Source organism: Microvirga sesbaniae (assembly GCF_025460805.1).
Classification (GTDB): Bacteria; Pseudomonadota; Alphaproteobacteria; order Rhizobiales; family Beijerinckiaceae; genus Microvirga; species Microvirga sesbaniae.
The window spans coordinates 54,977-81,200 of the sequence record NZ_JAMXFJ010000022.1 but is presented as its reverse complement, the minus strand read 5'-3'; the positions used below and the strand labels follow the sequence as shown (position 1 = coordinate 81,200).

Annotated in this window: 21 protein-coding genes; 11 read left to right on the top strand and 10 right to left on the bottom strand. The window is 64.5% G+C overall.

All coding sequences use genetic code 11. The features are described 5' to 3' along the window. Positions 1-1,201 precede the first annotated feature (1,201 nt). Positions 1,202-1,435 (top strand): hypothetical protein, encoded by a 234-nt coding sequence (locus OCW50_RS23730; RefSeq protein ID WP_262299204.1) that lies wholly within the window; start codon positions 1,202-1,204, stop codon positions 1,433-1,435. A gap of 541 nt (positions 1,436-1,976) precedes the next feature. Here OCW50_RS23730 and glmS read toward each other — a convergent pair. Both glmS and glmU read right to left on the bottom strand, forming a co-directional pair. After that, positions 1,977-3,803: a glutamine--fructose-6-phosphate transaminase (isomerizing) gene (gene glmS, locus OCW50_RS23725; RefSeq protein WP_262299203.1), complete on the bottom strand. Its 1,827-nt coding sequence runs from the start codon at positions 3,801-3,803 to the stop codon at positions 1,977-1,979. Positions 3,804-3,906: 103 nt separating this feature from the next. Next, positions 3,907-5,283, bottom strand: a complete 1,377-nt coding sequence (gene glmU, locus OCW50_RS23720) for a bifunctional UDP-N-acetylglucosamine diphosphorylase/glucosamine-1-phosphate N-acetyltransferase GlmU (protein WP_262299202.1) — start codon at positions 5,281-5,283, stop codon at positions 3,907-3,909. Positions 5,284-5,518: 235 nt separating this feature from the next. On the opposite strand from glmU, the gene OCW50_RS23715 reads away from it, so the two are divergent. Then, positions 5,519-7,039 (top strand): OpgD/OpgG family glucan biosynthesis protein, encoded by a 1,521-nt coding sequence (locus OCW50_RS23715; RefSeq protein ID WP_262299201.1) that lies wholly within the window; start codon positions 5,519-5,521, stop codon positions 7,037-7,039. Next, the gene (gene mdoH, locus OCW50_RS23710; protein WP_262299200.1) at positions 7,015-9,210 is read left to right on the top strand and encodes a glucans biosynthesis glucosyltransferase MdoH; all 2,196 of its coding nucleotides are present in this window, start codon (positions 7,015-7,017) and stop codon (positions 9,208-9,210) included. Before OCW50_RS23715 ends, mdoH begins: the two co-directional genes overlap by 25 nt. A gap of 39 nt (positions 9,211-9,249) precedes the next feature. Here mdoH and gcvA read toward each other — a convergent pair whose 3' ends face one another. Next, a complete protein-coding gene (gene gcvA, locus OCW50_RS23705; RefSeq protein ID WP_262299199.1) occupies positions 9,250-10,167 on the bottom strand; it encodes a transcriptional regulator GcvA in 918 nt (305 codons plus the stop codon). Positions 10,168-10,293: 126 nt separating this feature from the next. Between gcvA and OCW50_RS23700 the strand changes: the two genes are divergently transcribed. Beyond that, on the top strand, positions 10,294-10,494 hold the full coding sequence (locus OCW50_RS23700) for a hypothetical protein (RefSeq protein WP_262268714.1): 201 nt from the start codon (positions 10,294-10,296) through the stop codon (positions 10,492-10,494). Positions 10,495-10,502: 8 nt separating this feature from the next. Here the strand turns inward: OCW50_RS23700 and OCW50_RS23695 are convergent, their stop codons facing one another. Next, positions 10,503-12,146, bottom strand: coding sequence for a Na/Pi cotransporter family protein (locus OCW50_RS23695; RefSeq protein WP_262268713.1), 1,644 nt, complete (start codon positions 12,144-12,146; stop codon positions 10,503-10,505). A 590-nt stretch (positions 12,147-12,736) separates the two neighbouring features. On the opposite strand from OCW50_RS23695, the gene OCW50_RS23690 reads away from it, so the two are divergent. Next, the gene (locus OCW50_RS23690) at positions 12,737-12,904 is read left to right on the top strand and encodes a hypothetical protein (protein ID WP_262299198.1); all 168 of its coding nucleotides are present in this window, start codon (positions 12,737-12,739) and stop codon (positions 12,902-12,904) included. A 496-nt stretch (positions 12,905-13,400) separates the two neighbouring features. Here the strand turns inward: OCW50_RS23690 and OCW50_RS23685 are convergent, their stop codons facing one another. From OCW50_RS23685 to purT, 4 genes are all read right to left on the bottom strand, one after another. Beyond that, complete coding sequence (locus OCW50_RS23685) at positions 13,401-14,453, bottom strand: sensor histidine kinase (protein ID WP_262268711.1); 1,053 nt, start codon at positions 14,451-14,453, stop codon at positions 13,401-13,403. Beyond that, on the bottom strand, positions 14,450-14,881 hold the full coding sequence (locus OCW50_RS23680) for a response regulator (protein ID WP_262299197.1): 432 nt from the start codon (positions 14,879-14,881) through the stop codon (positions 14,450-14,452). Before OCW50_RS23680 ends, OCW50_RS23685 begins: the two co-directional genes overlap by 4 nt. Beyond that, positions 14,881-17,571, bottom strand: a complete 2,691-nt coding sequence (locus OCW50_RS23675) for a PAS domain-containing protein (protein WP_262299196.1) — start codon at positions 17,569-17,571, stop codon at positions 14,881-14,883. Before OCW50_RS23675 ends, OCW50_RS23680 begins: the two co-directional genes overlap by 1 nt. A gap of 171 nt (positions 17,572-17,742) precedes the next feature. Next, on the bottom strand, positions 17,743-18,915 hold the full coding sequence (gene purT / locus OCW50_RS23670) for a formate-dependent phosphoribosylglycinamide formyltransferase (protein WP_262299195.1): 1,173 nt from the start codon (positions 18,913-18,915) through the stop codon (positions 17,743-17,745). A 386-nt stretch (positions 18,916-19,301) separates the two neighbouring features. Here purT and OCW50_RS23665 point away from each other — a divergent pair, with 386 nt between their 5' ends. From OCW50_RS23665 to OCW50_RS23640, 6 genes are all read left to right on the top strand, one after another. Then, the gene (locus tag OCW50_RS23665) at positions 19,302-19,607 is read left to right on the top strand and encodes a hypothetical protein (protein ID WP_262299194.1); all 306 of its coding nucleotides are present in this window, start codon (positions 19,302-19,304) and stop codon (positions 19,605-19,607) included. Between the two features lie 90 nt (positions 19,608-19,697). Further along, positions 19,698-20,618: a DMT family transporter gene (locus tag OCW50_RS23660; protein WP_262299193.1), complete on the top strand. Its 921-nt coding sequence runs from the start codon at positions 19,698-19,700 to the stop codon at positions 20,616-20,618. Between the two features lie 111 nt (positions 20,619-20,729). Then, complete coding sequence (locus tag OCW50_RS23655; protein WP_262299192.1) at positions 20,730-21,821, top strand: type III polyketide synthase; 1,092 nt, start codon at positions 20,730-20,732, stop codon at positions 21,819-21,821. Positions 21,822-21,829: 8 nt separating this feature from the next. Next, positions 21,830-22,543, top strand: a complete 714-nt coding sequence (locus OCW50_RS23650) for a methyltransferase domain-containing protein (protein ID WP_262299191.1) — start codon at positions 21,830-21,832, stop codon at positions 22,541-22,543. Next, the gene (locus OCW50_RS23645; RefSeq protein ID WP_262299190.1) at positions 22,540-23,694 is read left to right on the top strand and encodes an NAD(P)/FAD-dependent oxidoreductase; all 1,155 of its coding nucleotides are present in this window, start codon (positions 22,540-22,542) and stop codon (positions 23,692-23,694) included. The genes OCW50_RS23650 and OCW50_RS23645 overlap by 4 nt, the downstream gene beginning before the upstream one ends. Beyond that, positions 23,691-24,548 (top strand): SAM-dependent methyltransferase, encoded by an 858-nt coding sequence (locus tag OCW50_RS23640; RefSeq protein WP_262299189.1) that lies wholly within the window; start codon positions 23,691-23,693, stop codon positions 24,546-24,548. The genes OCW50_RS23645 and OCW50_RS23640 overlap by 4 nt, the downstream gene beginning before the upstream one ends. Before the next feature lie 99 nt (positions 24,549-24,647). Here the strand turns inward: OCW50_RS23640 and OCW50_RS23635 are convergent, their stop codons facing one another. Both OCW50_RS23635 and OCW50_RS23630 read right to left on the bottom strand, forming a co-directional pair. Next, the gene (locus OCW50_RS23635) at positions 24,648-25,181 is read right to left on the bottom strand and encodes an ankyrin repeat domain-containing protein (RefSeq protein WP_262268701.1); all 534 of its coding nucleotides are present in this window, start codon (positions 25,179-25,181) and stop codon (positions 24,648-24,650) included. A 36-nt stretch (positions 25,182-25,217) separates the two neighbouring features. Next, on the bottom strand, positions 25,218-26,141 hold the full coding sequence (locus OCW50_RS23630; protein WP_262299188.1) for a nucleoside hydrolase: 924 nt from the start codon (positions 26,139-26,141) through the stop codon (positions 25,218-25,220). Between the last annotated feature and the right edge of the window lie 83 nt (positions 26,142-26,224).

Sequence of the window (26,224 nt, the reverse complement as noted above, 5' to 3'; positions counted from 1 at the left end):
CTCTACAACAAGAAGACCGGCATTCTCTCGTATGATGCCGATGGCTCAGGCAGCAAGGCCGCCGTGGAGTTTGCGCAACTCAGCAAGAACCTGAAGCTGACCTATAAGGACTTCTTCATCGTTTGAAGCCTGCCTTCTGATCCGACGGTCCTCGCGCGATCTTTGGGCCTGCGAGGCAGAGGCTCGCGCTGTGTATTGCTGGGAGCGTCGCGGCGAGGAAACCGTCTACCATCGTGGGGCGGCTCGCGCAGAAGGCTGAGTGGAAGACCGGGCAAGATCACGCAGTTGCTGCGGGCCTCTGGCGCATCGTGCGGAAAAGTGGACCCGGTTTTCCGCAAAGGACGATGCGCCGCTTAAGGGGTTGAGCATCGGAATAGATCCCAAAAGTGGGTCCACTTTTGGGTCCGATGCTCTAGGCCGTGTTCCGTGGCTGATGGCGCATTGCAGCCGCATTGTTCGTCGAGGACAACCTCTCGGAGCCGCTGACCTGGGCTTTCGCCCCCTGTATCAGGAGGGCCAGCGTTCTAGGTATGAGCATACTGACGGCACCACCGAAGACGTAGGCCAGGAATGCTAGCACTAACCCATGAGGATAAGTCAGCACAGCACTGATGAAACCACCGGCGAGGCCAAAAAAGATCAATGCAATCATAGTTCAGATCCAGAGTGAAGCCGATAGCACTATGCAATAACGCGGATCCATATACCAACGCGTTAACTCAAAAGAAGCAGAATTCGGCGCAATGAACAAGGAGTCTAACTGTTGAGCGCTCATATTTCCTGTGCCCTGACAGATCACTTCCGTGGAAGCTCCGGACGAGCATGACTAAGCTCTGCCTATGCCTATTTCTCCCAACACCCTCCGTATAGCCGCTTGGTGCTGTATAGCCGTCCTTGGCTATCTCAGCGTCGTCCCTGGCTACCTTGAGGTGAGAACCGGAGCTCCCGACGAGGTGGAACACCTGGCTGCTTACTTTGTTGCAGCTGCTCTCTTTGGTCTGAGCTATCCACGGAGACGGATCTCGATACTCTTTGCTCTCGTCATCGTTGCCGGGGCCTTGGAAGCGCTCCAAGGGCTGTCTCCGGGCCGTTCAGTCCGGCTCCTCGACTTCTGGGCCAGCGGAGCGGGTGCTGTCCTTGGGATGCTCACGATATTACTGGTAGCCCGCCGGAAAGCCCCTTAGGCGCCATCAATTCCAGGATGGAACGTGTCGAGGCCATCACGGCGAAAAATCTCGGATCAGCAGAAGAGAGCGCGGGCATCGATCAGCTGCGTGCGACCTACCGACGCATCGCCCTGTACGGTCTCTCATTCGCACGCCGCAACCTGCTCGAAAGATCGCCTTCGACAAGCACATTATACAGGTTGGACGATCCCGCACGGGCGCCGATCAGCGTGTTTGACGTTGCTGACAAGACAGCACGCGCACTTTGAGGCCGCGCCAATTCTCCTTCCCTATCGTTTTCACGATGCTGCTGGCAAGGTGGCTGCCGGAAGAAGATATTTCACGATGCCGGTTCTCGTGGCCGGCCGTCGGGTCGCTCCCCGACCCGATGCGGGCAAATGCCAACCGATTAACGGACTCAGTGTGAGCCGCCGCATTCCCGATGACGGAGCCTTCAAGCTCTCCGAGGTGTCGAGACGTGACGCTTGGGAGCGGATTTCTTTCTCTCGGCCGCCAGGGCCTCGTCTGTTGGTCTCGCGGCGCGTGGCGGGTGGGGATACAACTGATGCAATTGAGTCGAGTTGATAGAATCCCAGTCGCTTTCGCTTTGGCGAGACTGGTAAGGCCTGTGCAAAAAATGGTCTGACATGATTGTCCGCAGTGTTCGCGATGCCGCCGGGCCATGTGGGCTTGCTTCAAGAGAGTATGCCAGCCTGTGAACAGGTCTATCCCCTAAGATGTCGTACCCCCACTGCGCAGCCCGTCAATCGCCGCCAAGGAGAGCCAATGAGCAGCAACAGCCATGTCTGTTCACTCCACAGTCACGGACTTGGCGAGATTGCGGGGCTGATCCACGTCTTTGCCCATGAACACAGCGGTATGGTAGGCGAGGAGCTGGATCGGAACCGCGTTAACGATCGGCGCGACGATCGGGTGGATGGACGGCATCACGATTGTCGCCATGGTGTCGAGGCCGGCCTCGAGGGCACCGCGCTCGTCCGTGATGAGGATGATGCGGCCGCCGCGGGCCGCCACCTCCTGCATGTTGGAGACCGTCTTCTCGAAGATGGCGTCGTGAGGCGCGATCACGATGACCGGCATCGTCTCGTCGATGAGCGCGATGGGTCCGTGCTTCAGCTCGCCGGCCGCGTAGCCTTCGGCGTGGATGTAGGAGATCTCCTTGAGCTTCAGGGCGCCTTCCATGGCGAGCGGGTAGGACGTGCCGCGTCCCAGATAGAGAACGTCCTTCGCCTTGGACAGGTCGCGGGCCAGGATCTCGATCTGGTGCTCCCGCTTCATGGCCTCGGTCATCTGACCGGGAACGGCGATGAGCGCATCCACCAATTCCTTCTCCTCCTCCGCGCCAAGGGTGCCCCGCGCGCGGCCGGCCGCAATGGCAAGCGACAGGAGCACGGTGAGCTGGCAGGTAAAGGCCTTGGTCGAGGCGACTCCCACCTCCACGCCGGCGAGGGTCTGCGCAATGACGTCGCTCTCGCGGGCCATCGTGGAGGTCGGCACATTCACCACGGACAGCGTATGCTGCTTCTCGGATGTAGCGTAGCGCAACGACGCGAGGGTGTCGGCCGTCTCGCCCGACTGGGAGACGAAAAGCGCCAAGCCGCCCGGCTCCATCGGAGCCTCCCGGTAGCGAAACTCCGAGGCCACATCGATCTCGACCGGGATCCGCGCGAGGCGCTCGAACCAGTATTTCGCGATCAAACCAGCCAGGTAGGCCGTTCCGCAGGCCGAGATGGAAATACGCTTGAGAGACCTGAAGTCGAAAGGCAGTTCGTCAGGAAGTTCAACACGTTCGGATGCGAAATTGACGTAATGGGCGAGCGTACGACCGACGACCTCCGCCTGTTCGTGGATCTCCTTCGCCATGAAATGGCGGTAATTGCCTTTGTCGGCCAGAAACGTTCCGACCGGGATCTTATGACGAACCCGCTGCACCGGCTTGCCGCTCTCGTCCCGGATATCGGCCCCGCGTCGGGTCAGGATCGCCCAATCCCCGTCGTCCAGATAGGCGACCTCGTCGGTGAACGGCGCCAGCGCCAGCGCGTCGGACCCGAGATACATCTCGCCGTCACCGTATCCGATGGCGAGAGGAGCTCCGTGCCGGGCGCCGATCAGCAGGTCGTCCTCCCCCGAGAACAGGAACCCGAGGGCGAAAGCGCCGCGCAGCCGCGGCAAGGTCACGGCGACCGCCTCGATCGGCGGGCGACCCTGACGGATCTCGTAGGTCACGAGCTGTGCCACCACCTCCGTGTCCGTCTCGGTTTCGAACCGGATGCCCTTGGCCTCGAGCCCAGTCTTCAGCTCACGAAAATTTTCGATGATGCCGTTGTGAACGACCGCAAGCCTGTCGGTGGCATGCGGATGGGCGTTGGTCTCATTGGGCTTGCCGTGGGTGGCCCAGCGGGTGTGGCCGATCCCGATCACGCCCGACAGCGGGGACTGGGAAAGCTTCGTCTCGAGGTTCCGCAACTTGCCCTCGGCGCGCCGGCGGTGGAGGCGCCCCTCCTCCAGGGTCGCGACGCCGGCGGAATCATAGCCCCGATACTCAAGCCGCTTGAGGGCTTCGACGATCTGGGGCGCAACGGGAGCCTTTCCGACGATTCCAACGATTCCGCACATGCCTGCTACCCTCTCATCCGATCAGCGCCACGCTTGCCGTTCTCTTACAGATGCTCGACAGCGCGGAGGAATCAACTTACGTAACCTATTGTAACAACGGGTTTTATTTACGTTTGGCGGCCTGCGCTTTTTCCCGGAATGCGATGGCCCAGTTCTCCTTCACAATCTGCCGTCCGCGGCCAAGTCCCAAGGCGTCATCCGGGATATCGTCCGTAATAACCGAGCCGGACCCGACGAATGCGCCCTTCCCGATCGCGACGGGAGCCACGAGGGAGGAGTTCGACCCGATGAAGGCTCCCTCGCCGATCTCGGTCCGATATTTCCCGAAGCCGTCGTAATTGCAGGTGATCGTGCCCGCGCCGATATTCGCCCCGGCCCCGACGCTCGCGTCGCCCAGATAGGTCAGGTGGCTCACCTTGGCACCGGCTCCGAGTTCGGTGTTCTTGATCTCGACAAAGTTTCCGACTTTGGCCTTCGGGCCGACGGAAGCGCCAGGGCGCAGGCGCGCGAAGGGACCGACGCCGGCTCCGGGTGCGATCCGCGCCCCCTCGAGATGACTGAAGCTATGGATGACGGCACCATCCTCGACAACGACCCCGGGGCCGAAGACCACGTGAGGCTCCACCAGGACGTCCCGGCCCAGGCGCGTATCGTGACTGAGAAAAACCGTCTCGGGAGCAACGAGCGTGACGCCCGAAGCCATGGCGTCGCGGCGCAGGCGATCCTGGATCATCCGCTCGGCGGCGGCCAGCTGGGCTCGGTCATTGACGCCGTGAACCTCGTCCTCGGGCACGATGGCGACGGCCGTTCGATAACCGAGGCCATGGGCGATCTCGACGATATCGGTCAGATAATACTCGCCTTTGGCGTTGTTGTTTTCGACCCGCGCGAGCAAGGAGAGGGCCAGGTCGCCGCGGATGGCCATCAGGCCGCCGTTGCACAGGGTGATCGCCCGCTCGGCCTCGTTGGCGTCCTTGTGCTCACGGATGGCCAGAAGCTCGTCGCCGGCCGTGATGAAACGGCCATAGCCGGTGGGATCCCGAGCCTCGAACCCCATGGCGACCAGACCCGCCCCTTGAGCCAAGGGGGCACGCAGCTTGGCGAAGGTCTCGGCCAGGACCAGCGGCGTGTCGCCGAATGCGACGATCACGTCGTCTGCCCCCTGCTCGAGAGCGTCCCGGGCGCTCAGGACCGCATGGGCGGTTCCGAGACGGTCCCGCTGAACGAAGATCTGCGCTCCGGGGAAGCCTTTGCGCACCTCGTTCGCCACATCCTCGCGGTCAGGTCCGACGACTGCCGCGACGCTCGCGGCGCCGGCCTTCGCGAGGGTGGACAGCACATGTCCGATCATGGAGCGGTTCGCGACCTGGTGCAAAACCTTGGGCTTCCCGGAATTCATCCGGGTGCCCTCGCCGGCCGCGAGCACGACGGCGAGGCAGCTCCGATCGGAGGGGTTCTTGAAGGAAGCGGTCGAAGTCATACAGTTTCAATCCAATGGCAAATTGCCGGAGGGCGAGATCAGAAGAGGTATTCTAGTAGTCATTTCATGAGCAATGGACTGCTTTCCACCATGGGGCTCGTTTACTTCATGCTCACGATTGACGATATGTATAGGGCATTCCAACTGTCTGGCTGAAGAGCCTCGTTCACACAAGAGTATCGCTGTGCCGGTTTCGCCAAGGGGCCCGTCCCCCTTCTCCCCTCGCCGGCGCGATATGCTGGCCTATATCGGCGTCTCCGTCGCCGGGCTTGCTTTCGCGCCGGTCGTCCGAGGTCAGACACCCCAGGCGACGATTTCAGCCAGGATGGGCGACAACCAGCGGTTCGATCCGGCCGTCGTGGTCGACATCGCGCGACAACTCTCCAAGAAGCCTTACGCGGCCGCCCCGAACGACCTGCCGGACGTGTTCGCCAATCTGAACCAGGAGCAATACTCGGCGATTCGGTATACCCAGCCTGCCATCTGGAGCACCGAAGCCCGCGGCATCTCGGTGGAACCGCTCCACCGCGGCTTCGTCTTTCGGGACTCGGTCGACCTTTTCGTCGTGGAGGACGGCGCCGTCCGGCGGATCGGCTTCAGCCCGACGCAGTTCGATTACGGTCGCATCAACCTGCCGAACAATATAGCGGATATCGGCTATTCCGGCTTCAAGCTGATCGCCCAGCTGGGGAACGGCAAGCCGTTCGATTTCGCCTTCGTTCAGGGCGGCACGTTCTTTCGTGCCATTGCCCGGGGCCAAACCTACGGCGCGATCGCACGCGCGCTGACCCTGCGCCCGGCCGAAGCCCGCGGCGAGGAGTTCCCGGTCTTCCGTGCCTTCTGGCTCGAACGGCCCGGGGTCGGCAGCAATGCCATCACGGTCCACGGGGTGCTCGACTCGGAGTCGACCAGCGGGGCGGTGCGCATGACCTTCCGCCCGGGCGACATGACCATCGTGGACGTGGAAATGACCCTGTTCCCGCGGGTCAACCTGGAACATGTGGGCCTGGGCGGCATCGCTTCGACCTACCTCTACGGCCCCAACGATCTGCTGAACTCCGACGATATCAGGCCGGCGGTCTACGAGTCTTCCGGCCTCCAGATGCTGAACGGGTCCGGAGAATGGCTGTGGCGCCCGTTACACAATCCGGAAACCCTTCAGATTTCGGCATTCGTCGATAGCTCCCCGCGGGGCTTCGGACTTCTGCAGCGGGAACGCTCCTACGAAGCCTTCCAGGACGACGAACAGCGGTTCGAGCGCCGTCCGAGCCTCTGGATCGAGCCCCTCGGCGACTGGGGTCAGGGCAGCGTCCAGCTCCTCGAAATCCCGACGGACGCGGAGATCAACGACAACATCCTCACGTACTGGCGGCCCAAGGCGCCGATGGCGGCCGGGTCGGAAGTTGCGGTCGCGTACCGCCAGTACTGGGGATGGAACTCGCCCGAGCGGCCACCGCTCGCCACCGTATCGGCCACGCGCTCCGGACGCGGCAGCGGCGGGCGGAGGCGGCGTTTCACCGTCGACTTCACCGGGGACGCGCTGGGTGACAATTTGCCGGCGGACCTTAAATCCGTTCTAACCGTTGGCCCTGGGACGTTCCAGAACCTCAAACTTTTGCCATATCCGGAACGAAAGACGGTTCGTGTTGCGTTCGAGCTTGACCCGGGCAACGAAAACGCGTGTGAGATGCGTCTGATCCTTGAATCAGGCGGGAAACCGATTAGCGAGACATGGCTGTATCGTTGGACACCGTAAGTTCCGACTCAAACCCGAATGTGGCCGCCCTCGAGCGGCCGGCTTCCGCTATGCCGCCGGAAAAACACCTCGACATGCCGACGCAATCGCTGCGGCATTGGTCGGACGCGGAGGAGCGCAGGCCGATTGCGCAGCATCCCAAGCTGGGGACGTGGCTCGCCCGCCTGTTCGTGTTCGGAGGCGGCCTGCTGCTGACGGCCTACGGCACCTACGAGATGTACCAGGTCGTGTCGGTGAGCCGTACCACCGCCCTCCAGTGGGTTCTCGTTGGCCTGTTCACGGTGAATTTCTCGTGGATTGCGGTTGCGTTCACCAGTGCCCTGCTGGGCTTCTTCGCCCTTTTGCGGCGCCCAGGGCATCGAGGCCCGCTGCCGTCCTCGCTGCAGCAGCGCACCGCCATCGTCATGCCGGTCTACAACGAGCAGACCGACCGCACCTTCGCGGCTCTCGAAGCGATCTATGAATCGGTTCACGCAACGGGTCTGGGCGATCATTTCGACTATTTCATTCTCTCCGACACCACGAATCCGGATGCCTGGATCGCCGAGGAACGCGCCTTCCTGGCCCTCCGGGACCGGCTGGGCCCCGGTGCCCGGTTCTATTACCGCCATCGGCAGAAGAACCATCACCGCAAGGCCGGCAACATCGCCGATTTCGTATCCCGGTGGGGCGGCCATTACGATCACATGCTGGTGCTCGATGCCGACAGCCTGATGACCGGCGACTGCATCGTGCGGCTCGCTGCGGCCATGGAAGCCGATCCCGATGCCGGCATCATCCAGTCGCTGCCGCTGATCATCAACCGCAACACGCTCTTTGCCCGCCTTCAGCAATATGCCGCCCGGGTCACCGGACCGGTCATCGCCATGGGGCTGGCGGTCTGGATGGGACGCGACGGCAACTACTGGGGCCATAACGCGATCATCCGCACCGGTGCCTTCGCGTCGCATGGCGGCCTCCCGGACCTCAAGGGCAAGCCCCCATTCGGCGGCCATATCCTGAGCCATGACTTCGTCGAAGCAGCGCTGCTGCGCCGCGCCGGCTGGTCGGTCTACATGCTGGCCGATCTCCAGGGCTCCTACGAGGAGAGCCCGCCGTCGCTCATCGACCTGTCCGCCCGCGACCGGCGCTGGTGCCAGGGCAATCTCCAGCACATGCGGGTCATCGGCGCAAAGGGACTGAAGCTGCCGACGCGACAGCATTTCGCCACCGGCATCATGTCCTATCTGGCCTCTCCGTTCTGGCTGTTCCAGCTCATCGTCGGTATCGCTCTCGTCCTCCAGACGACCTATATCCGGCCGGAATATTTCGCCCGGGACTTTCGGCTCTATCCGATCTGGCCCCGGTTCGATCCGGAGCGAGCCCTGGCGCTCTTCGCGCTGACGATGGGAATTCTGCTGGCACCGAAGGTCTTCGGCCTTCTGCTGATGCTCATCCGCGGCCAGGACAGGCGCGCCTCCGGCGGCGGCATCCGCTTGGTCATCTCGTCCACGATCGAGATCATCCTGTCCGCCCTCCTGGCGCCGATCCTGATGCTCATCCAGTCCGGGTCGGTCTTCCAGATCCTGCTCGGTCGCGACACGGGCTGGCAGCCGCAGCGTCGCGACGACGGATCGATTCCCTTCAAGGACATCGTCCGCCGCCATCGGGCTCATACGGTTCTCGGCGCCCTGGCGGGGATCTCGGCCTTCATGATCGCCACGTCCCTGTTCCTGTGGATGTCGCCGACGATCATCGGCCTGCTGCTTGCCATTCCCCTGTCGTGGCTCAGCGGCCAGCTCGGGGCCGGACTGGCCCTGAAACGCCTTGGGCTCCTCAGAACCCCTGAGGAGCATCAGCCCCCGGCCATTGCAACCCGTGCCAATGAGCTGCAGGCGCGCAATGCGACGTTCGGCTTCGACGATGCGGACAGCCTCCGGGCCATCTACGCGGATGCGAATCTGAGGGAGCGGCACATCGAGATGCTTCCGCCCGCCCTTCCGCGCAAGCGGGGCGTCATCGAGACGGAGCGGGCCCTGGCCGAGGCCAAGCTGGTCGACGCCGAGACCGTCGAGGATGCGGTCAGCTGGCTGCACAACAAGGAACGCATGGTCGTCCTCCACGACCGGGCGTTGATCGACATGCTGGTCCACCTGAAGGCAAAACCGCCGGAAGCCCAGGCAGCCGAGTGACGATCCGCTCGAAACCGGGGCTCGGGCCCCGGTTTCCGTTCAAGCCGCGGGAGAAGTCCTCTCGCTGTCGCCGGCCACTTCGCTCAACACCCAGTCGCGGAAAGCCTCGATCTTCGCGGAGCGCCTGCGCGCCTTCGGGTAGACGAGCCAGTAGCTCCGGTCCGTGGTGGCCATCAGGTCGAAGGGCTTCACGAGCCGTCCGGACGCCAGATCCTCGGGAAAGAAGAAGGGATTGATGAGCGCGACGCCCTGACCGGCGATCGCCGCCATGCCCTCGAACTGCTGGACGCCGAGCGAATTGTCGGGATGCCGGGAGAGATCGACGTTCGGCACCCCGGCCGCGGAGAACCAATCCCGCCACCACGGGTCGCTGGGCGAAATGAGCGGAAGGCTGAGAAGGTCGACCGGGTCGCGCAGTTCAACGTCCCGGACCAGTGCGGGGCTGCATACGGGCATGAACTGGTTCGGGAAAAGAACATGCGCTTCGAGCCCGGGCCAATCTCCCGTACCGCTCCTGATTCCGATGTCGAACTCGCTGTGAGCGAACTCGATGATCTCGGTCGAGACGGAGACCTGAACCGCGATATTGGGGTGGAGCTGCCGGAAGCGTCCGAGACGGGGCACCAGCCAGTTGGACGCGAATGTCGACAGGGTGGTGATCGACAGCACCGTCTGGACCATTTCCTCCACGCCCGCGAATGCGTTTCGCAGGGCCTCGAAAGCTTCCGTTACGGCAGGAGCGAGCTGCCGGCCCTTGGCCGTCAGGGTCACCTGCCGGGGCAAGCGGATGAACAGCGGAGCCCCGACCCGATCCTCGAGAAGCTTGATCTGGTAGCTCACGGCCGCCTGCGTCATGCCGAGTTCCTCGGCCGCACGGGTAAAGCTCTGATGGCGGGCGGCCGCCTCGAAGACTCTGACGGCGCTCATGGGAGGGAGTTTTGACGGCAGCTTAGACATGTCGATCCATAAGGCTGACTTATGCCAGCCTATTGGCATTTGCTTTGTCAAGATCCTGCGACAGGCGCATCCTCGATCTCATCACCGAGGGCGCTGGCGCCCTGACGAACAAGCAAGGTAGCTGTCATGAGATACGATGATGCCCGCCGCCTCCGCGGCGTCGAGGGCGCTTGGCTGCGCCTGAAGCTCTGGTTCCGGCCCGTTTCCCGGAGAACAGGACCCGTGATCTGGGACCTCGGCGCTCTGTCCGATCACGAGCGGCGCGACATTGGCTTGCCTGAGCCCGCCCGCTACATGGACTGGCGCGCTCTGAGAGACCAGAAGTAGATCGGAGGTCACGACGTCAGGCGGCTCGGCTTGAGCTCCCCGCTCTGTTCGAGGAGCGAGTGCCCGGTCGACGCGATATGCGCTTCGATTCGTTTGAGATCGCGAACGATGTCGAGCTGAAGCGCGCTGGTGTCGCCGGCCGTCCTGCCGGACCGAAGCTGTTCGAGGTGTTTCTGGGCGACCGCACGCTCGAGATCCCGGAAGCGCTCCTTCTCGGAGACAAGCCTGCGGGCGGAGCCGAGGTCCTGGAACATCAGAACGGATGCCGCGAGCTGCAGATGCTCCAGCAGCTTCCCATGCATGCCGGTGATGTCGTCCAGGCTGTCCTTCGGAAGGCGGAGATGGTTCTTGATGCGCTTTGCCGCCAGCTCCATCAGGTTCTTGTCGATGATGTCGCCCACGTGTTCCAGATTGATCGCGAAGGCAAGAATGTCGGAAAGACGTTTCGCCTCCGCCTCGCTCAGGGCCTCGTGGTTGATCGAGCTCAGATAGCGGCGAATGGCGCTGAAGAGCCGGTCGAGCACATCGTCCGTGCGGCTGACCTGGTCGACCCGGCTGATATCGTCCAGGCGGAAGAGATCCTGGGAACTGCGCAGCATCGACTCCACCGTATCGACCATGCGCAGGACCTCGCGGGCGGCATTGGAGAGGGCGACCGATGGCGTGTCGAGGGCGTCTGTGTCGAGATATTGCGGCGTGCCCGGATCGGAGGCGCGGAGCTTCTCCGGAAAGGTCCTGAGCAGGAGGTCCGCGATCCAGGGCAGAGGCACGATGAAGATCGCCGCCACGACGACGTTGAAAAGCGTATGGAAATTCGCCGCCAGCCGGGCCGGGTTCGGGTCGAACACCGCCATGGCCGCGAGGATCGGGTCGATCAGCGGCAAGGCCGCGAGGCATCCGACAGCCCGCATGGCGAAGTTGCCGAAGGGCACCCGCAACTTGGCGGGATCGCCCCCCGCGCCCTCCAGAAGAGGATTGAGAGAGCTGCCGAGGTTGGCTCCCAGGACCATGACCAGCGCCGAATGAGCGTCGATGACGCCGGCGCCGGCAAGCGACATGATGAACAGCAGCGCCGCGACGCTGGAATGGGCGAGCCAGGCGAACAACGCCGACAGGAGCACCAGGATCAAGGGATCCGGGGCTATGACGGCCAGAAGATCCTTGATCACCTTCGACGATTCGATCGGCCTTATCGTTTCACCCAGGAGATGCAGCGACAGCAGCATCAGGCCGAGACCGATGGTCACTCGCCCCAAATCCTTGATCCGGCTCGTCCTCCCCCTGCGGTAGGCTACGAAGCCGCCAAAGATCAGGGCGGGAAAAATCAGAGACACGTCGAAGGACAGCACCTGGACGATCAGCGTCGTCCCCACATTCGCGCCGAGCATCACGGCCAGGGCAGGAACGACGTCGACGGCACCGCCTGCGGTGAAGGACGCCACCATGAGGGCCGTGGCTGTGCTGCTTTGTAGGACGGTCGTCACCCCGAGGCCGGCCAGAAAGGCCTGAAGCCGTGTCCGCAGTGCCACTCCGAGGATCCATCGCAAATCGCTGCCGAACGCCCGCTGAACCCCGCTGTTGACCATGTTGATACCCCACAGAAGCAGGGCAATCTCACCGAACAGGTGGATCATGACGGAAGTTGCAGACATTCAGTCCTCTGAATCCGGGAGACGCGGCACGATCCTGTTACTTACCGGCCAATCGTCGCCACCGCAATCAGGTTGCCGGCTAATAATGAATATGTGCCGGAACGATCTCCAGAATATCGGATGACGCGGCCCCCATAGCCGATGGGACAGCCCGCGCCAGCGATGTTTCGCAGCCTCGGACCCCGTCCCCGTTCGACGATCAGGCTTAGCCGTTAGGATATCGGTATCGGCCCAAAATCGACCAGGACGGCCCCGATACCAATTTGGCTACTCCTAACGCATGCCCCCATCTCCTTAAGGTCGTCTGCTCTTTTCGTCATATAATCGGTACGCATGAAGTGTCCTAAAAGCTAAGTTCCAAGGCGGTTCGGGCGTTGATTGACGGGATTCCACTGGCTGGTGTGCGAGGGCGTGAGATGGGTTTGGACGATCCATTTCCAATCGAGAAATGCTCCGGACGGGTCCGGGGAGCAATTCTGGCGGAATTCCATGGGAGGTGTCCCACCATCCGCGAGGTTGCCAGCATCTCAGATGCCCAGTGGCTCACCGTGCCCAATATCGGCCCGACCACTCTGGAGGAGTTGCGCAGCATGACGCAGCCTGCTCCGAACGGCGAATCGCGCCCGAGCCCGACAGGCATGCAGGACGGCGAACTCCTGTCGCGCCTCAACCGCCTGCAACGGGAACTGAACATCATCGTCGGAGAGATCCGGGCACGCTTCAGCGCCGGCGCCTCGAAGAAGAACCAGCCACGATAGGTCTCGCGGGCGTCGGCCCTCCGGGTCCGCACGATGCTCCCCTCTTGGCTGGCGCACCGTTCGGGACCCTGTCTTGATCGCTCGGCCGCTCCACCACCCCGTCATCACCGGGCTTGTCCCGGTGATCCCGATTGTTCGAGGCGCGGCGCTTTTCCGCATCGGGATGGCCGGGACAAGCCCGGCCATGACGTGGGTGGGGGTGGAGCGCGAACCGAACGATCACCCTCCCACGTCATCACCGGCCTTGTGCCGGTGATCCCGCTTCCGTAGGGCGCCGCGCCTCACCGGATCGGGATGGCCGGCACAAGGCCGGCCATGACGTGGGGAGGGTCGTGGGAAGGGTCGCGCCACTGCAATGGTCACCCACCCCGTCATCACCGGGCTCGTCCCGGTGATCCCGATTGTCCGATGCTCCCCTCCTGGCCGGCGCACCGTTGGCTGCGAAAAACCGGGTCGACTTTTTCGCACGGTGCGCTCGGATCTCGCCCTTTCGAACTCAGATCGCGAAGGACAGGACCGCCCGGGTCCCGGCATGGCTCTGATCGAACTCGATGGCGGATTGCAGGTTGGACGCCATGGCCTTCACGATCTTCGTGCCGAGGCCGCTCCCCTGGACGACACCGGTGCCCTTCCACCCGATCCCGTCATCTTCGACGACGAGCACCGCCTTCCCTCCCGACGACGACAGGGCGACGCGGATGTCCCCCGTGGCGCCGTTCGGATAGGCATATTTGAAGGCGTTCGTGACGAGTTCGGTGACGATCACGCCCAGGGACACCGCCTTGTCGGTCGGAACCGAGGTCGGCTGGGCGCTCAGGGTGATCGTATGCTCCCGCCCGGCCGCCCGCATGGCCCCCTCGAGTTCCTCCACCAGACCCTGCAGGTAGGTGTCCATCTCGACGAACCGCACGTCGTTCGACGTGTACAGGCGCCGGTGGATCTGGGCGATGGCCGTGATGCGGCTCTGGGTTTCGGTCAGGGTATCTCGGGCGATGGTGTCGCGGCTCAGGGCCCGCTGCTGCATGGCCACGAGGGCCGCAACGAGCTGGAGGCTGTTCGCCACGCGATGGTTGACCTCGCGGAGAAGCATCTCAGCCCGCTCCCGCGCCTCGCGCATTTCCCTTTCGGCCACTTCCTTTTCCCGGCGGAGCCTTTCGGCCGCGAGGGCCTGCTCGGCTGCCGTCCGCAGCAGATCGAGGAAGACCCCGCCGACATCTTTGATGACGTAGTCGGCCGCCCCCGCCTTCAGGGCCGCGACCGCGATCCTGCCCTCGTCGGCTCCGGTCACATACACGACGGGAGGAGGGTTCGGCATGGCTTGAATATCAGAGAGGACCTCGAGTCCCTCCTTGCCGGGCATGAAGTGGTCGAGCGCGACCACGTCGAACCGCTCGGCGGCGAGCCGGTTCAGCCCCTCGTCGCCGCTCAGGGCGTGCCTGACCTCGAATCCGTGGCGCGATAGGGTCCGTTCGACGAGGCGGCCGAGGCCGTGATCATCGTCGATATACAGCAGGCGGACGGGTGGGCTTTGGGTCTCTCCCTCGCTCATAGGGATTCGGGCACCTGAATCACTGACAGAAAGAGCCCGAGCTGGCGGATGGCCTGGGAGAACGACTCGTATTCAACAGGCTTGGTGATGTAGACGTTGGCGCCCAGGTCGTAACAACGCTGCACCTCGCGCTGATCGTCCGTAGTCGTGAGCACCACCACGGGTGCGCGCCTGAGCTTCTCATCGCCCTTCAACCGGGCGAGAATGTCGACCCCGTTCATGTCCGGCAGGTTGAGATCCAGCAGCACCAGGAAGGGACCGGCATTGCGCACGTCCTCGCTGAAGAGATGCTCCAGGGCCGCGGTCCCGCTCGCGAAGGTGCGCAATTCGTTGCAGACGCCCGCCCGACGAATGTTCTTCTCGATCAGGCGGGCATGTCCCTCATCGTCCTCGACCATGATGATGGTGACAGGATTTTGCTGAGGCATCAGGCGGCTTCCGAGTTCAGACTGGCATATCTTGGCAGGGCAACGGTGAAGGTCGAGCCCTCCCCTGGCCGGGACGATACGGAGATCGTGCCTCCGAGCCTTCGCACGAGAGCGCGCACGTGCGCAAGCCCGATTCCCTCACCCTGCTGATCCTGCACCCCGGAACGCCGGAACAGATCGAAGATCCTCTCAAAATCCTTCGGATCGATCCCCCGCCCGTTGTCCTCGATTTCATAGAGGACATCGGAACCGCGCTCCCAGCCTCGGATGACGATACGGCCCGGGCGTGACGGATGCAGGTATTTCACGGCGTTGTCGATCAGATTTCCGAAGATCTGCTCGACGGCGAGCCGGTCGCTGGTGAGATCGGGGATCGCTTCGATCCGCAGCTCGGCGCCCCGTTCGTGCAGCTGGTGCGCGACGCTGCCTCGCTGGCCCTCGAGCAGTCGGGCCATGTCGATGGGCTCGGGGGCCAGAACCCGGCGACCCTCCCGGGACAGTTTCAGGATCGCGCCGATCAGCTTGTCCATCTTGACGGTCGAGGACCGAATGAATCCGATGGCTTCGGGCAGATCCTCCTCGATGGCTGCTCGGGTCTCGGCCGCGATCAGGCCTGGATCGGCCTGGCCGACATTCCGGTAGAACCGCTCGATCTCCGCCTGGGCCCCTTCGAGCTCGCTCGTGAAGCCCATCACGTTGACGAGCGGTGCCCGCAGGTCGTGGCTCACGATATAGGCAAAGCGCTGGATCTCCTCGTTGGCCGCATCGAGCTCCGCCACCCGGTCCGCCAGGATGGCGGCCAGCCTGCGGGTTTCCTCCTCGGTCCGCAGCGCGCGCTCCCGGCTCTCCCGGAGCGCGACCTGGGCCTGTTTCAGATCATGGATATCGGTGCAGGTGCCGAACCAGCGTCTGATCCGCCCTTCCTCGTCACGAACCGGCTGCGCCCGCCCGAGGACCCAGCGGTATTCCCCGGAGCGATGACGAAGCCGGTACTCGATGTGGTAGGGCTCTCCGGTCTCAAGGCAGTGACGCCAGACGCCCCAGGCGCGCTCCTGATCGTCCGGATGGAACATGCCGTTCCAGGCCTCGCCATCCGTGGAGCCCTCCGGGACGCCCGTATATTCGTACCAGCGTTGATTGTAGTAATCGTGGAAGCCGTCCGGCCGGGTCGCCCAGATCAGCTGATCGATCGAATTGGCGATGGCCCGGAAGCGCTCCTCGCTTTCCCTCAAGGCGATTTCGACCCGGCGCCGCTCCTCCAGCTCCCGCTGGGCGGCCTGGAACAGGCGGGCATTGTCGATCGCGACGGCCGCCTGCCCGGCGATGCCGGCGAGCAGGACCTCATGTTCCTGCCTGAACATGCCCGGCTGGGGATGGCCGAAGAACAGCCCGCCGAGGACATCGCCCGAGCGGGACGTGACCGGCACCGCCAGATAGCTGCGAACCGGCAGATGTCCCTCAGGCATTCCCCGATGGGGGCCGTTCCGCCCGTAGCGCGGATCCCGGAGAATATCGTCGGACCGGATGATCCCCTCGCCCTGGAAGGTCGGCTGGAACACGGCCGTCGCCCTGGGCATCGGGAACCCGGCGAACGCCTCGCGCTCCACGCCGGACAGGGCGTAGAGCATGTAGCTCTCGCCCTTCTCGTCCAGGACATTGTAGAAGAAGGCCCCGAACTGAGCATCGGTCAGTGCCACGCCCGCATCCGTGACGATCTGGACGACGCGATCGAGATCCAGCTCCGCGGCGATCGACGCCCCGGTCCGGTTGAGGATGGCCAGATTCCGCGTCTCGGCCCTGAGAGCCTCTTCGGCCTGACGGGTCTCGGTGACGTCGTGCCCCTGGACGAAGATGCCCGAGACCTGCCCGTCCGGCCCGAAGATCGGCTGGTAGACGAAGTCCAGGAACCTTTCTTCCTGAACCGCGTCAGGGCTCTGCTTCAGGACGATTCGAATGCTTCGGCCGACGAAGGGCTGCCCCCCGCGATAGACGCGATCGAGCAGATCGATGAAGCCCTGTCCCACCACCTCCGGAAGCGCTTCCCGGACCGGCTTTCCAAGGATGTTCTCACGACCGACCAGCTGGAGATAGGCCGCATTGGCCATGGTGAAGATGTGATCCGGTCCGCTGAGAGCGGCCATGAATCCCGGCGCCTGCTGGAACAATCCCCGCAGGTGCTGGCGTTCCTCGCTCAGAGCCTGGTTCGCCTCCTGGACGGCCTGAGCCCTTCGGAACATGTCCGTCTCGATCAGAGCGGATGGGCCGGACGGCAGGACCGTGCTCTTCGCCAGGTTCCGCAGCCGGTGAAGCTCGGTGACGTCGACCGTATGCTGGAGAACGAAGGCCACCTCGCCGTTCTGGTTGAAGAGCGGCGTGTGGGTCGCGCTCCAGAAGCGCTCTTCGAAACCCTGTCCGTTCGGCAACGGGATGGCGTATTCGATGAGCGGCAGATGGTCCGCCACCCGGTCCCGGATGACCGTTTCCAACGAATTGCGCAACTGCCGGTGGCTGGCGGAGTCCGGATCGCTGGGAAAGGCCTCGAATATGTTGCGTCCGACCAGATCCTCCCGCCGGCGCATCGTGACCTGAAGATAGGCATCGTTCATCCCGACGATGGTGAGCGACGGGTCCAACAGCACGTAGGGGTTGGGAGAGGCACTGAACAGCGCTTCGAAATCGATCGTCTTCAATCGCAATGCTGGTCAGCCGCCAGCCCCCTGGTTCATTGTCTGACAGAGCTGAACGGTATGTAGGTGGCTTCCGGCCAAGTACCATAGGATGCGACACTCTCCCGGCAACTGTGACCGATCCGACACTCGGACCTTCAGGAGCGCACCGGAGCGAGGCGTCATCGGCCCCGCTCACCCGCCATACTTGATCCGGACCCGCGCCGCCGCCTCGCGCGCCCGCTCGCGGGCGTCCTCGACGGTGTGGCCCGACGCCAGGGCGACGCCCATGCGGCGATGCTTGCGGGTGGTCGGTTTTCCAAAAAGGCGCACCTCCACGTCGGCATCGGGTGTCGCCAGAGCGAGAGCCTCCCGCAATCCCCCGATGGTGAAGCGCTCGGCCTCCCGGTCGGCCAGAATCACCGCCGACGCCGTAGGGCCATGCAGCCGGACCGGCGGGATCGGCAGTCCAAGGACCGCGCGGGCATGCAGGTCGAACTCCGACAGGTTTTGGGACAGGAGCGTCACGAGCCCGGTATCGTGCGGCCGCGGCGAAAGCTCGGAGAAAATCACCTCGTCGCGGGTCACGAAGAACTCGACCCCGAAGATCCCGTAGCCGCCCAGGTTGTCCACCACCTTCCTGGCCATCTCCCTGGCGTCGCCGAGGAGCGTGTCGGTCATGGGGGTCGGCTGCCAGGACTCCTGGTAGTCTCCCCGTTCCTGGCGATGGCCGATGGGCTCGCAGAAGGAAACGCCCTCGCGGGATCGGATCGTCAGCAGGGTGATCTCGTACTCGAAGGCCACGAATTCCTCGACGATGACCTTCTTCCGGTCCCCGCGCATGTTCGCCACCGCGTCGTTCCAGGCCTGCTCGAGCTGATCGGCCGTGCGCACCGTGCTCTGCCCTTTGCCGGACGAGGACATGACCGGCTTGATCACGCAGGGCAGACCCGTGTGCTCGACCCCGGCCTTCACCTCCTCCAGGCTCTCGGCATAACGGTACCTGGACGTGCGCAGGCCGAGTTCAGTGGCGGCGAGCTCCCGGATCCGGTCCCGGTTCATGGTCAGCGAGGCGGCCCGGGCCGAGGGCACGACGGTAAAGCCCTCGGCCTCGAATTCCTGCAGAACCTCCGTGCGGATCGCCTCGATCTCCGGGACGATGAAATCCGGCCTGTGCTTCTCGATGGCGGCCCTGAGGGCGTCGGGATCGAGCATGGAGAAGACTTCCGTCTCGTCCGCCACCTGCATGGCCGGCGCGTTCGCATAGCTGTCGCAGGCGACCACGTGGCAACCGTAACGCTTGGTCGAGATCACGAACTCCTTTCCGAGTTCGCCGGATCCGAGAAGGAGAATCTTGGCTGTGAACACGGCGATGCCTTTCGTTGAGAGCTGGGCCTTGTACCCGAAAAACGCTGCGCGGGACCTGGTCCGCCGATCGCGTGGAACAGGCAGCGCCCTGACTCACCAATGAACGACCCGAGCCGCCCGGTCGAGTCCCGGCAAGGTCCGCTCAGGCTTGGATCGACTCGGTCCGCTCAGGATAGCGCCAGCCTCTCGTCCTCGCGACGGCCGAATGGGCCGCACGTCCGCTTTGGGCTTTTTCGCGGCGGGTCATGGATCAAGTTTCTCCGGGTAGCGTTCAACAGCAAGGCAGGAGCGGGCTTCGCTTGCGTTGGATGCAGCCCTGCCGTCTCAATCGCGCATTACGCAATCGGAAGTTCGATGGGTTAAGGGGTCTGCGCAGGAGAAACCCAATGCTTGCCAAGAAGAAACCGTCCGAGAGCCGGCATCGGCGCGTCACCCGGGTCGAACCTCCGGTCCTCGAGGAGGCGATCGTCGCCGCCCAGGGCCTGACGGACGACATCGACAGCCAGGTCGAGATCGCCGCGCAGCTGATGGGGCTGCCGCAGGACGAAGTCCGCCCTGTGGTGCTGAAGACCCCGGCCCAGCCGCGTCGTCCCGAGCGGATGCCCGAACGCATGATCATGCCCGAGCGCAGCGACGGGCCGAAGGTCGTGGTGGTGGAGCGCAAGCGCCCGCGCCTCGTCATGCCGAGATAAGTTCTCTATCCTGCCAGCTCGTCCGGATGCGCCGCACGACGGCTCCGTCCTCCGTGCCTCATTGCCGCCGTCCCGCGGGATTGTCCCATCATGGTCAAAGGTATTCTTCTCGCTTTCCTTGCCTTTGCCGTCTTCGCCTGGGGCGATGCCGTCGTGAAGGAGATCGGGCATGGGCTCGATCCCTTCGAAGTGACGTTCTTCGGCTATCTCATCCCCCTTCTCCTGTCGCCCGTCTTCATGAAGAGCGGTGACAGGATCGTCGATCTGGTGCGCTGGAACCGGCCATGGCTCATGGGGCTCAGGGTCTTCCTGATCGCCGCGACCACTCCGTTCAGCGTCATGGCGTTCCGGAGTCTGCCCTTCGCGGAAGCGTTCGCGCTCCTGTTCCTCATGCCGAGCCTCGTCACCGTGCTCTCCATCTTCGTGCTCAAGGAGCATGTCCGGTGGCGCCGGGGTCTCGCGGTCTGCGCGGCCTTCATCGGCGTGCTGATCATCGTCCGGCCGGGATTCAAGGAGTTTCTCCCGGGCCATCTGGCCGCGCTCGCCACGGCTCTGTGCGCCGCCGGCGGGGTCATCACCGGCCGGATGATCGGTCATACCGAGAAGCGCTTCACCCTGATCGGAACGGTCTTTCTGGCCACGACCGTTCTGGCGGGACTTCTGATGATCCCGGGCTTTGCCTGGCCCACCGCCCAGCAGTGGGTCCTGCTGCTGTCCTTCGCGGCGACAGCCTTCGTCGCGCAGGCGCTGTTCATCATCGCGACCCTGTACGCTCCGGCCGACCGGCTGGGAGCGGCCCAGTACAGCCAGATCCTCTGGGCTCTGGCGATCGGGGCGCTGTTCTTCGACGAATGGCCCGACGCCCTGGCCCTGGTCGGCATCTTCATCGTCGTGGCGGCCGGATTGTTCATCTTCGCCCGGGAGCAGACCCTCAAGCGCGGGCAGCCCCGGACGGGTACGCCGGCCGAGGCTGTCCCGGCCGGAACGGCTGCGCCACCTGCGCAAAGCTGAGGCCGGGTGCGACTTGTGCGCCAACCGTCGTTTTCTCCACCCGGCAGCGCCCTATTCTTGACCTGAAGGGCTCTGATCGCTCGACGTCCGGGCCAGGGCCGAGGTTGACAGGTGGTTTCCTTGGCAGGCGCGTATATCAACCGGATCGGCACTGCCGTCCCGCAGCATGACGTCCATCAGACCTTCATCGGCTTCGTGGACCAGTTTCTCCCCGACCGGAAAAACAAGCTGATCTTCCGCCGCATGGTTCAGCGGTCGGGCATCGAACATCGCTACTCCACCCTGTCTCCGAGCGAGAACCCCGAGGCGGCGGCCGACCGGGAGGGCTTTTTCCGGCCCGGCGCGTTTGCCGGGACCGGCGCCCGGATGCAGCGTTTCGAGACCCATGCCGTCGATCTCGCCCAGCAGGCCGTCGAGGCGCTCGAGCTGAACGAGGACCTATCCTCCCTCACCCACCTGGTGGTGGCATCCTGCACCGGCTTCACCGCACCGGGGCTCGATCAGCAGATCATGGAGCGCTTGGGGCTCAACCCCTCGATCGAGCGGACCATGGTGGGATTCATGGGCTGCGCGGCTGCCGTGAATGCCCTGAAGGTGGCCCATCACATCGTCCGGTCCGAGCCGGAGGCAAGGGTCCTGGTGGTCAATCTGGAGCTCTGCACGCTCCACCTTCAGGAGACGTCCGACCTCGAGGTGATCCTCAGCGCCCTGCTCTTCGGCGATGGGTGCGCGGCCAGCCTCGTGTCGGCGGATCCGCAAGGCATCGCGCTCAAGGATTTCCGCGTCGCGACGATCCCCGACACCCGCAACCTGATCACCTGGCGGATCGGCGATGCCGGGTTCGAGATGAGCCTGTCCGGAGAGGTCCCGCAGCAGATTGCCAAGGCGCTGCGCCACGAGGCCACCCGCAACGACGAGGGCGGCATCCTGCGCGGCCAGCGCAAGGACGAATTCGATCTTTGGGCCGTCCACGCCGGCGGGCGAACGATCCTCGACGCGGTCGAACAGGGCCTCGATCTCTCCCCGGACGCCCTGCGCTGGTCCCGCGGCGTGCTGCGGGACTTCGGCAACATGTCCTCGGCCACGCTGATGTTCGTCCTGGGCCGGATCATGCAGGGTGCTCCCCCGAGCTCGAACGGTTTCGGCATGGCCTTCGGACCGGGACTGGCGGCCGAGACGTTCCGCTTCACCCTCGCCGGATAGAGGCCTCCATGAGCCGGAGTTTCGCCCAGCGCAGCCCCGAGACCGAGTGGATGGACACGGAGCCTGTCAGCCTCGACGATTACCGCGCCTGCCTGAAGGATCTGGCGGCCGTCAATGTGGTGACCATGACCCACGGACCTGTCCTGAAATGGCTCGACCGTGCCACCCGTCACCTGAACCCCAGCGACCGCGTGACGATCCTGGACGTCGGCTATGGATACGGGGACCTGCTGCGGCGGATCCATTCCTGGAGCCGGCGCCGCGGCCGCCCCGTGGACCTGATCGGCGTCGATCTCAACCCCATGAGCGAGCCGATCGCGCGCGCTGCGACCCCCGCCGACGTTCCCATCGACTTCCGGACAGGAAACGTGTTCGATTTCCAGCCCGAACGCCCCATCGATTTCATCATCTGCTCGCAGACGACCCATCACATGTCGGACCAGGAGGTCGCGGGCTTCGTGCGCTGGATGGAGCGGACCGCCGCGCGCGGCTGGTTCATCGCCGATCTCTACCGCCATCCGATCCCGTTCCATTTCTTCCGCGCGCTCTCCTGGGCGGCGCGCTGGCACCGCTTCGTCCGGCACGACGGGCCGATCTCGATCGCCCGAAGCTTCCGTCGGGACGATTGGGAGCGGATCCTGGCTGCCGCCGGTCTCGGACCCGGGACGGCCCGGATCCGGTGGTATCCCTCCTTCCGTCTCTGCGTGAGCCGGTTGAAATGAGCGGCGGATGGCACGAGGAGATCGTGATTGTCGGCGGCGGACTGGCCGGCGCGTCGGCGGCCTGCATCCTGGCCGAGGCGGGACGTCCCGTTCTTCTGCTCGAGCGCGATGCGCAGCCCCGGCACAAGGTCTGCGGCGAGTTTCTGAGCATCGAGGCGCAGACCTATCTGTCCCGTCTCGGCATCGATCTCGATGGCCTCGGAGCAAGCCGGATCTCGCGCCTGCGCCTCGTCCGCAAGCGCGGCGCGACGGAGGTCTCCCTGCCTTTCGTGGCCAGAGGATTGTCCCGAAAGGTCCTGGACGAGGCCCTGCTGGTTCAGGCGCGCTCCCGAGGCGCCCGAATCGTCCGAAACGAGCCTGTCAGGTCCATCTCGTTCGACCGGACCACGGCTCGGTTCGCGCTTGCCGCCAGCCGCCCGATCCAGGCGGACACAGTCTTCCTGGCGTCGGGCAAACACGACGTGAGAGGCGTGAAGCGGCCGACGGCGAACACCATGGGCGATCTCATCGGCTTCAAGCTGCATTACCGATTGGCCAAGAGCCAGCAGCGGGCGCTCCAGGGCTGCGTCGAGGTCATTCTCTTCTCCGGCGGATATGCCGGGCTTCAGATGATCGAGAAGGACATCGCCAATCTCTGCCTCGTCGTGTCCCGCCAACGGTTCGACGAACTCGGGAGGCGGTGGGATGCGCTCATCGCCCACATGGCTGACGAGTGCCCGCCCTTGACCGAGCGCCTGCAGGACGCGCAACCGCTCTTCCCGCGCCCGTTGTCGATCTTCCAGATCCCCTATGGCTTTCTCCATGCCCCCGATGCCCGCGAGCCGCAGGGCTTGTATCGCCTGGGCGACCAGGTCGGGGTCATTCCCTCGTTTACCGGAGAAGGCATGTCGATTGCGCTGCACAGCGGGTGCCTGGCCGCCGCGACCTATCTCTCCCATGGCACGGCCAGCTCGATCTTTCACCATCGGGTCCGATCCGACATCGGGCGCTCGATCCGGCTGGCCTCGGCGCTGAACCGCACCGTGCGCCATGAGGCGGGCCGGCACGCGGTGTTTCATGTGAGCCGGATCTGGCCTGATGCCATGCGCCATGTCACGTCCCTGACGCGGGTGCAGGAGGCCGCCGTGGCCCGCGCTTTGGCGCCCCCATGATCATCCCTCGGGAACCGCAATCCTCCGCAGCCGTCGCCGAGCATTACGACGAGCTCGACCGGTTCTACCGCGACATCTGGGGCGAGCACGTGCATCATGGGCTGTGGACGACAGGCCGCGAGACGCCGGACGGGGCGGTCGAAGCCCTGATCGCGCATCTTGCCGACGCCTTGGCGCTCGTGCCCGGACAGCACGTCTGCGACGTCGGCTGCGGTTACGGCGCGACGGCCGAATGGCTTGCCCGCCATCATGGTGTCCGGGTTACCGGGGTGACCCTGTCGGCCGCCCAGATCGGGCGCGCGGACCAGCGTGTCGTCGGCTCACCGCGCCTCCGTTTTCTGCGGCAGGACTGGCTCGCGAACACGTTCGAGGACGGCGCGTTCGACCATGTCATCGCGATCGAAAGCTCCGAGCACATGCCGGACAAGCAGCGGTTCTTCGATGAGGCGTACCGAACCCTGAAACCCGGGGGCCGGCTTGCAATCTATGCCTGGCTCGCCCGGGACCGGTCGCGGTCCTGGGAGGAGCGTCTTCTGCTCGAACCGATCTGCCGCGAGGGCCGGCTGCCCGGCATGGGCACGGAAGCGGAGTATCGCGCCTGGGCCGAAAAGGCCGGGTTCGACATGGATGGGTTCGAGGATCTCAGCCGGAGAGTGAGGCGCACCTGGTCGCTCTGCGCCGGCCGGGTGGCGACGAAGCTCCTGACCCGACCGGATTACAGGCGCTACCTGCTCGATGCGCGCTCGAAGAACCGCGTCTTCGCCTTGAGCCTTCCCCGGATCTGGCTCGCCTATCGCACTGGATCGATGCGCTACGGGCTCCTGACGGCCCATAAGCCGTCGGATAGAGCATAGAGCATCGGATGGATCCCAAAAGTGCAAGTCCACTTTTGGGTCCGATGCTCTCAACGCATTCTTTGACGGTGAACCGGATCCACTTCACCGAAAAATGCTCTAATCTCGGGACTGGCGCGCTGCCCTGGAGAGTTGATCCGCGGTGTCGGCGGCTCCCATGGCACCGGCCAGCGCTTCGGCCGTGAGGCCGCCCGCGTCCTGCGCATCGAGAACCGCTCCCCGCGCGAGAAGCGCATCGACGATTTCGGTCCGATTGAACATGGCGGCGACCATGAGCGGGGTCTTGCCGCCTTCGCTGCGACCGTTGGCATCCGCACCGCCGTCCAGCAGGCATTGGACCGTGGCCATATCGCCCTTGAAGGCGGCACCGGCGAGCGGCGTCTGGCCACGATCGTTCGCGAGGTCCGGATCCGCCCCCTGCGCAAGGAGCACCCGCACCGCGTCCACATGGCCGTGGTAGCTCGCCAGCATCAGCAGCGAATCCCCCTTCTCGTTGCGCAGGTTCGGCGGCAGGCCCATGCGCAGCAATTCGCCGAGTTCCTGCGCCTGTCCGGCTCTCGCATGCTGGAACACCCGCTGGGCGAACGCGATGGTCTCCTCGTCCAGTTCGGGCTTGGGCGGTTCATTCTGCATCGTGCTCTCCGAGTCCCGCCTGCGGCGCATCATGCGTCAGGCGGCAGTCAAGGTCCTGGCGAGAAGATCGAGGACCGCCGGTCCGTCGACGCCGGTGGCGACCCGAACCGCACTCCCCCTGGCGTCCACGGTCAACGCTCCCGCCTCCCCGGTTGATCCGGTGTTGACGACCAGGTGCAGATCCTCGAGGCGGAAGAGCTCAGGCGCCAAGGCGAAGAGCATCACGCAGGGGTCATGCAGCGGACGGCTCTCCTGATGCGTCTTCGTCTCGAAATAGGATTCGACGAGATCGGCCACCATGACGGCCAGAGGCGTTCCGGCCGCCCGCAAGGCCAGCGCGAACTCCCGTGACGCTCGCACCCGCCGGGTGACGTCGAGCGGCACCAGCACCAGGGGCAATCCCGACGACACGACCACCTCGGCGGCCTCGGGATCGGCCCAGAGATTGAACTCGGACCGCGGGCCGACATTGCCGGTCTCATGGATCACGCCCCCCATGGCGATGATCCCGCCGATCCGCCGGGCCGCATCGGGATGGTCCAGGAACAGCCGAGCCAAGTTCGTGAGCGGCCCGAGAGCGAGAATCTCGATGGTGCCGGCGGGCTGATCGAGCAGGAGATCCGCGAGCCATGGGACGGCAGGCCGGCTCTCGGGCGGTCGGCCGGGATCGGGCAGAGAGACGCCGCCGATCCCGTTCTCGCCATGGAGGTTCAACGGTTCGGGTCCCGGCCGCGAGAGCGGCGCCGCTTCCCCCCGAACGACCGGGATATCCTCCCGGCCGGCGAAGGCGAGCAGACGGCCGGCGTTGCGGGTCGTCGTTTCGATGCCGATGTTCCCGGCGACCGTCGTCAGGCCGGTAATCGAGAACTCGGATGAGGCGAGAGCAAGCAGGATCCCGATGGCATCGTCGATGCCCGGGTCCGTGTCGATGACGATCCGCCGGGGTTTTGCGTCGGGCATGATGGGGCTAGAAACCTTGCTGTGAGTCCGTTCGATCGCTTATCCGACACCGGACGGGATTTGACCATAGCCACAGGTGCCCC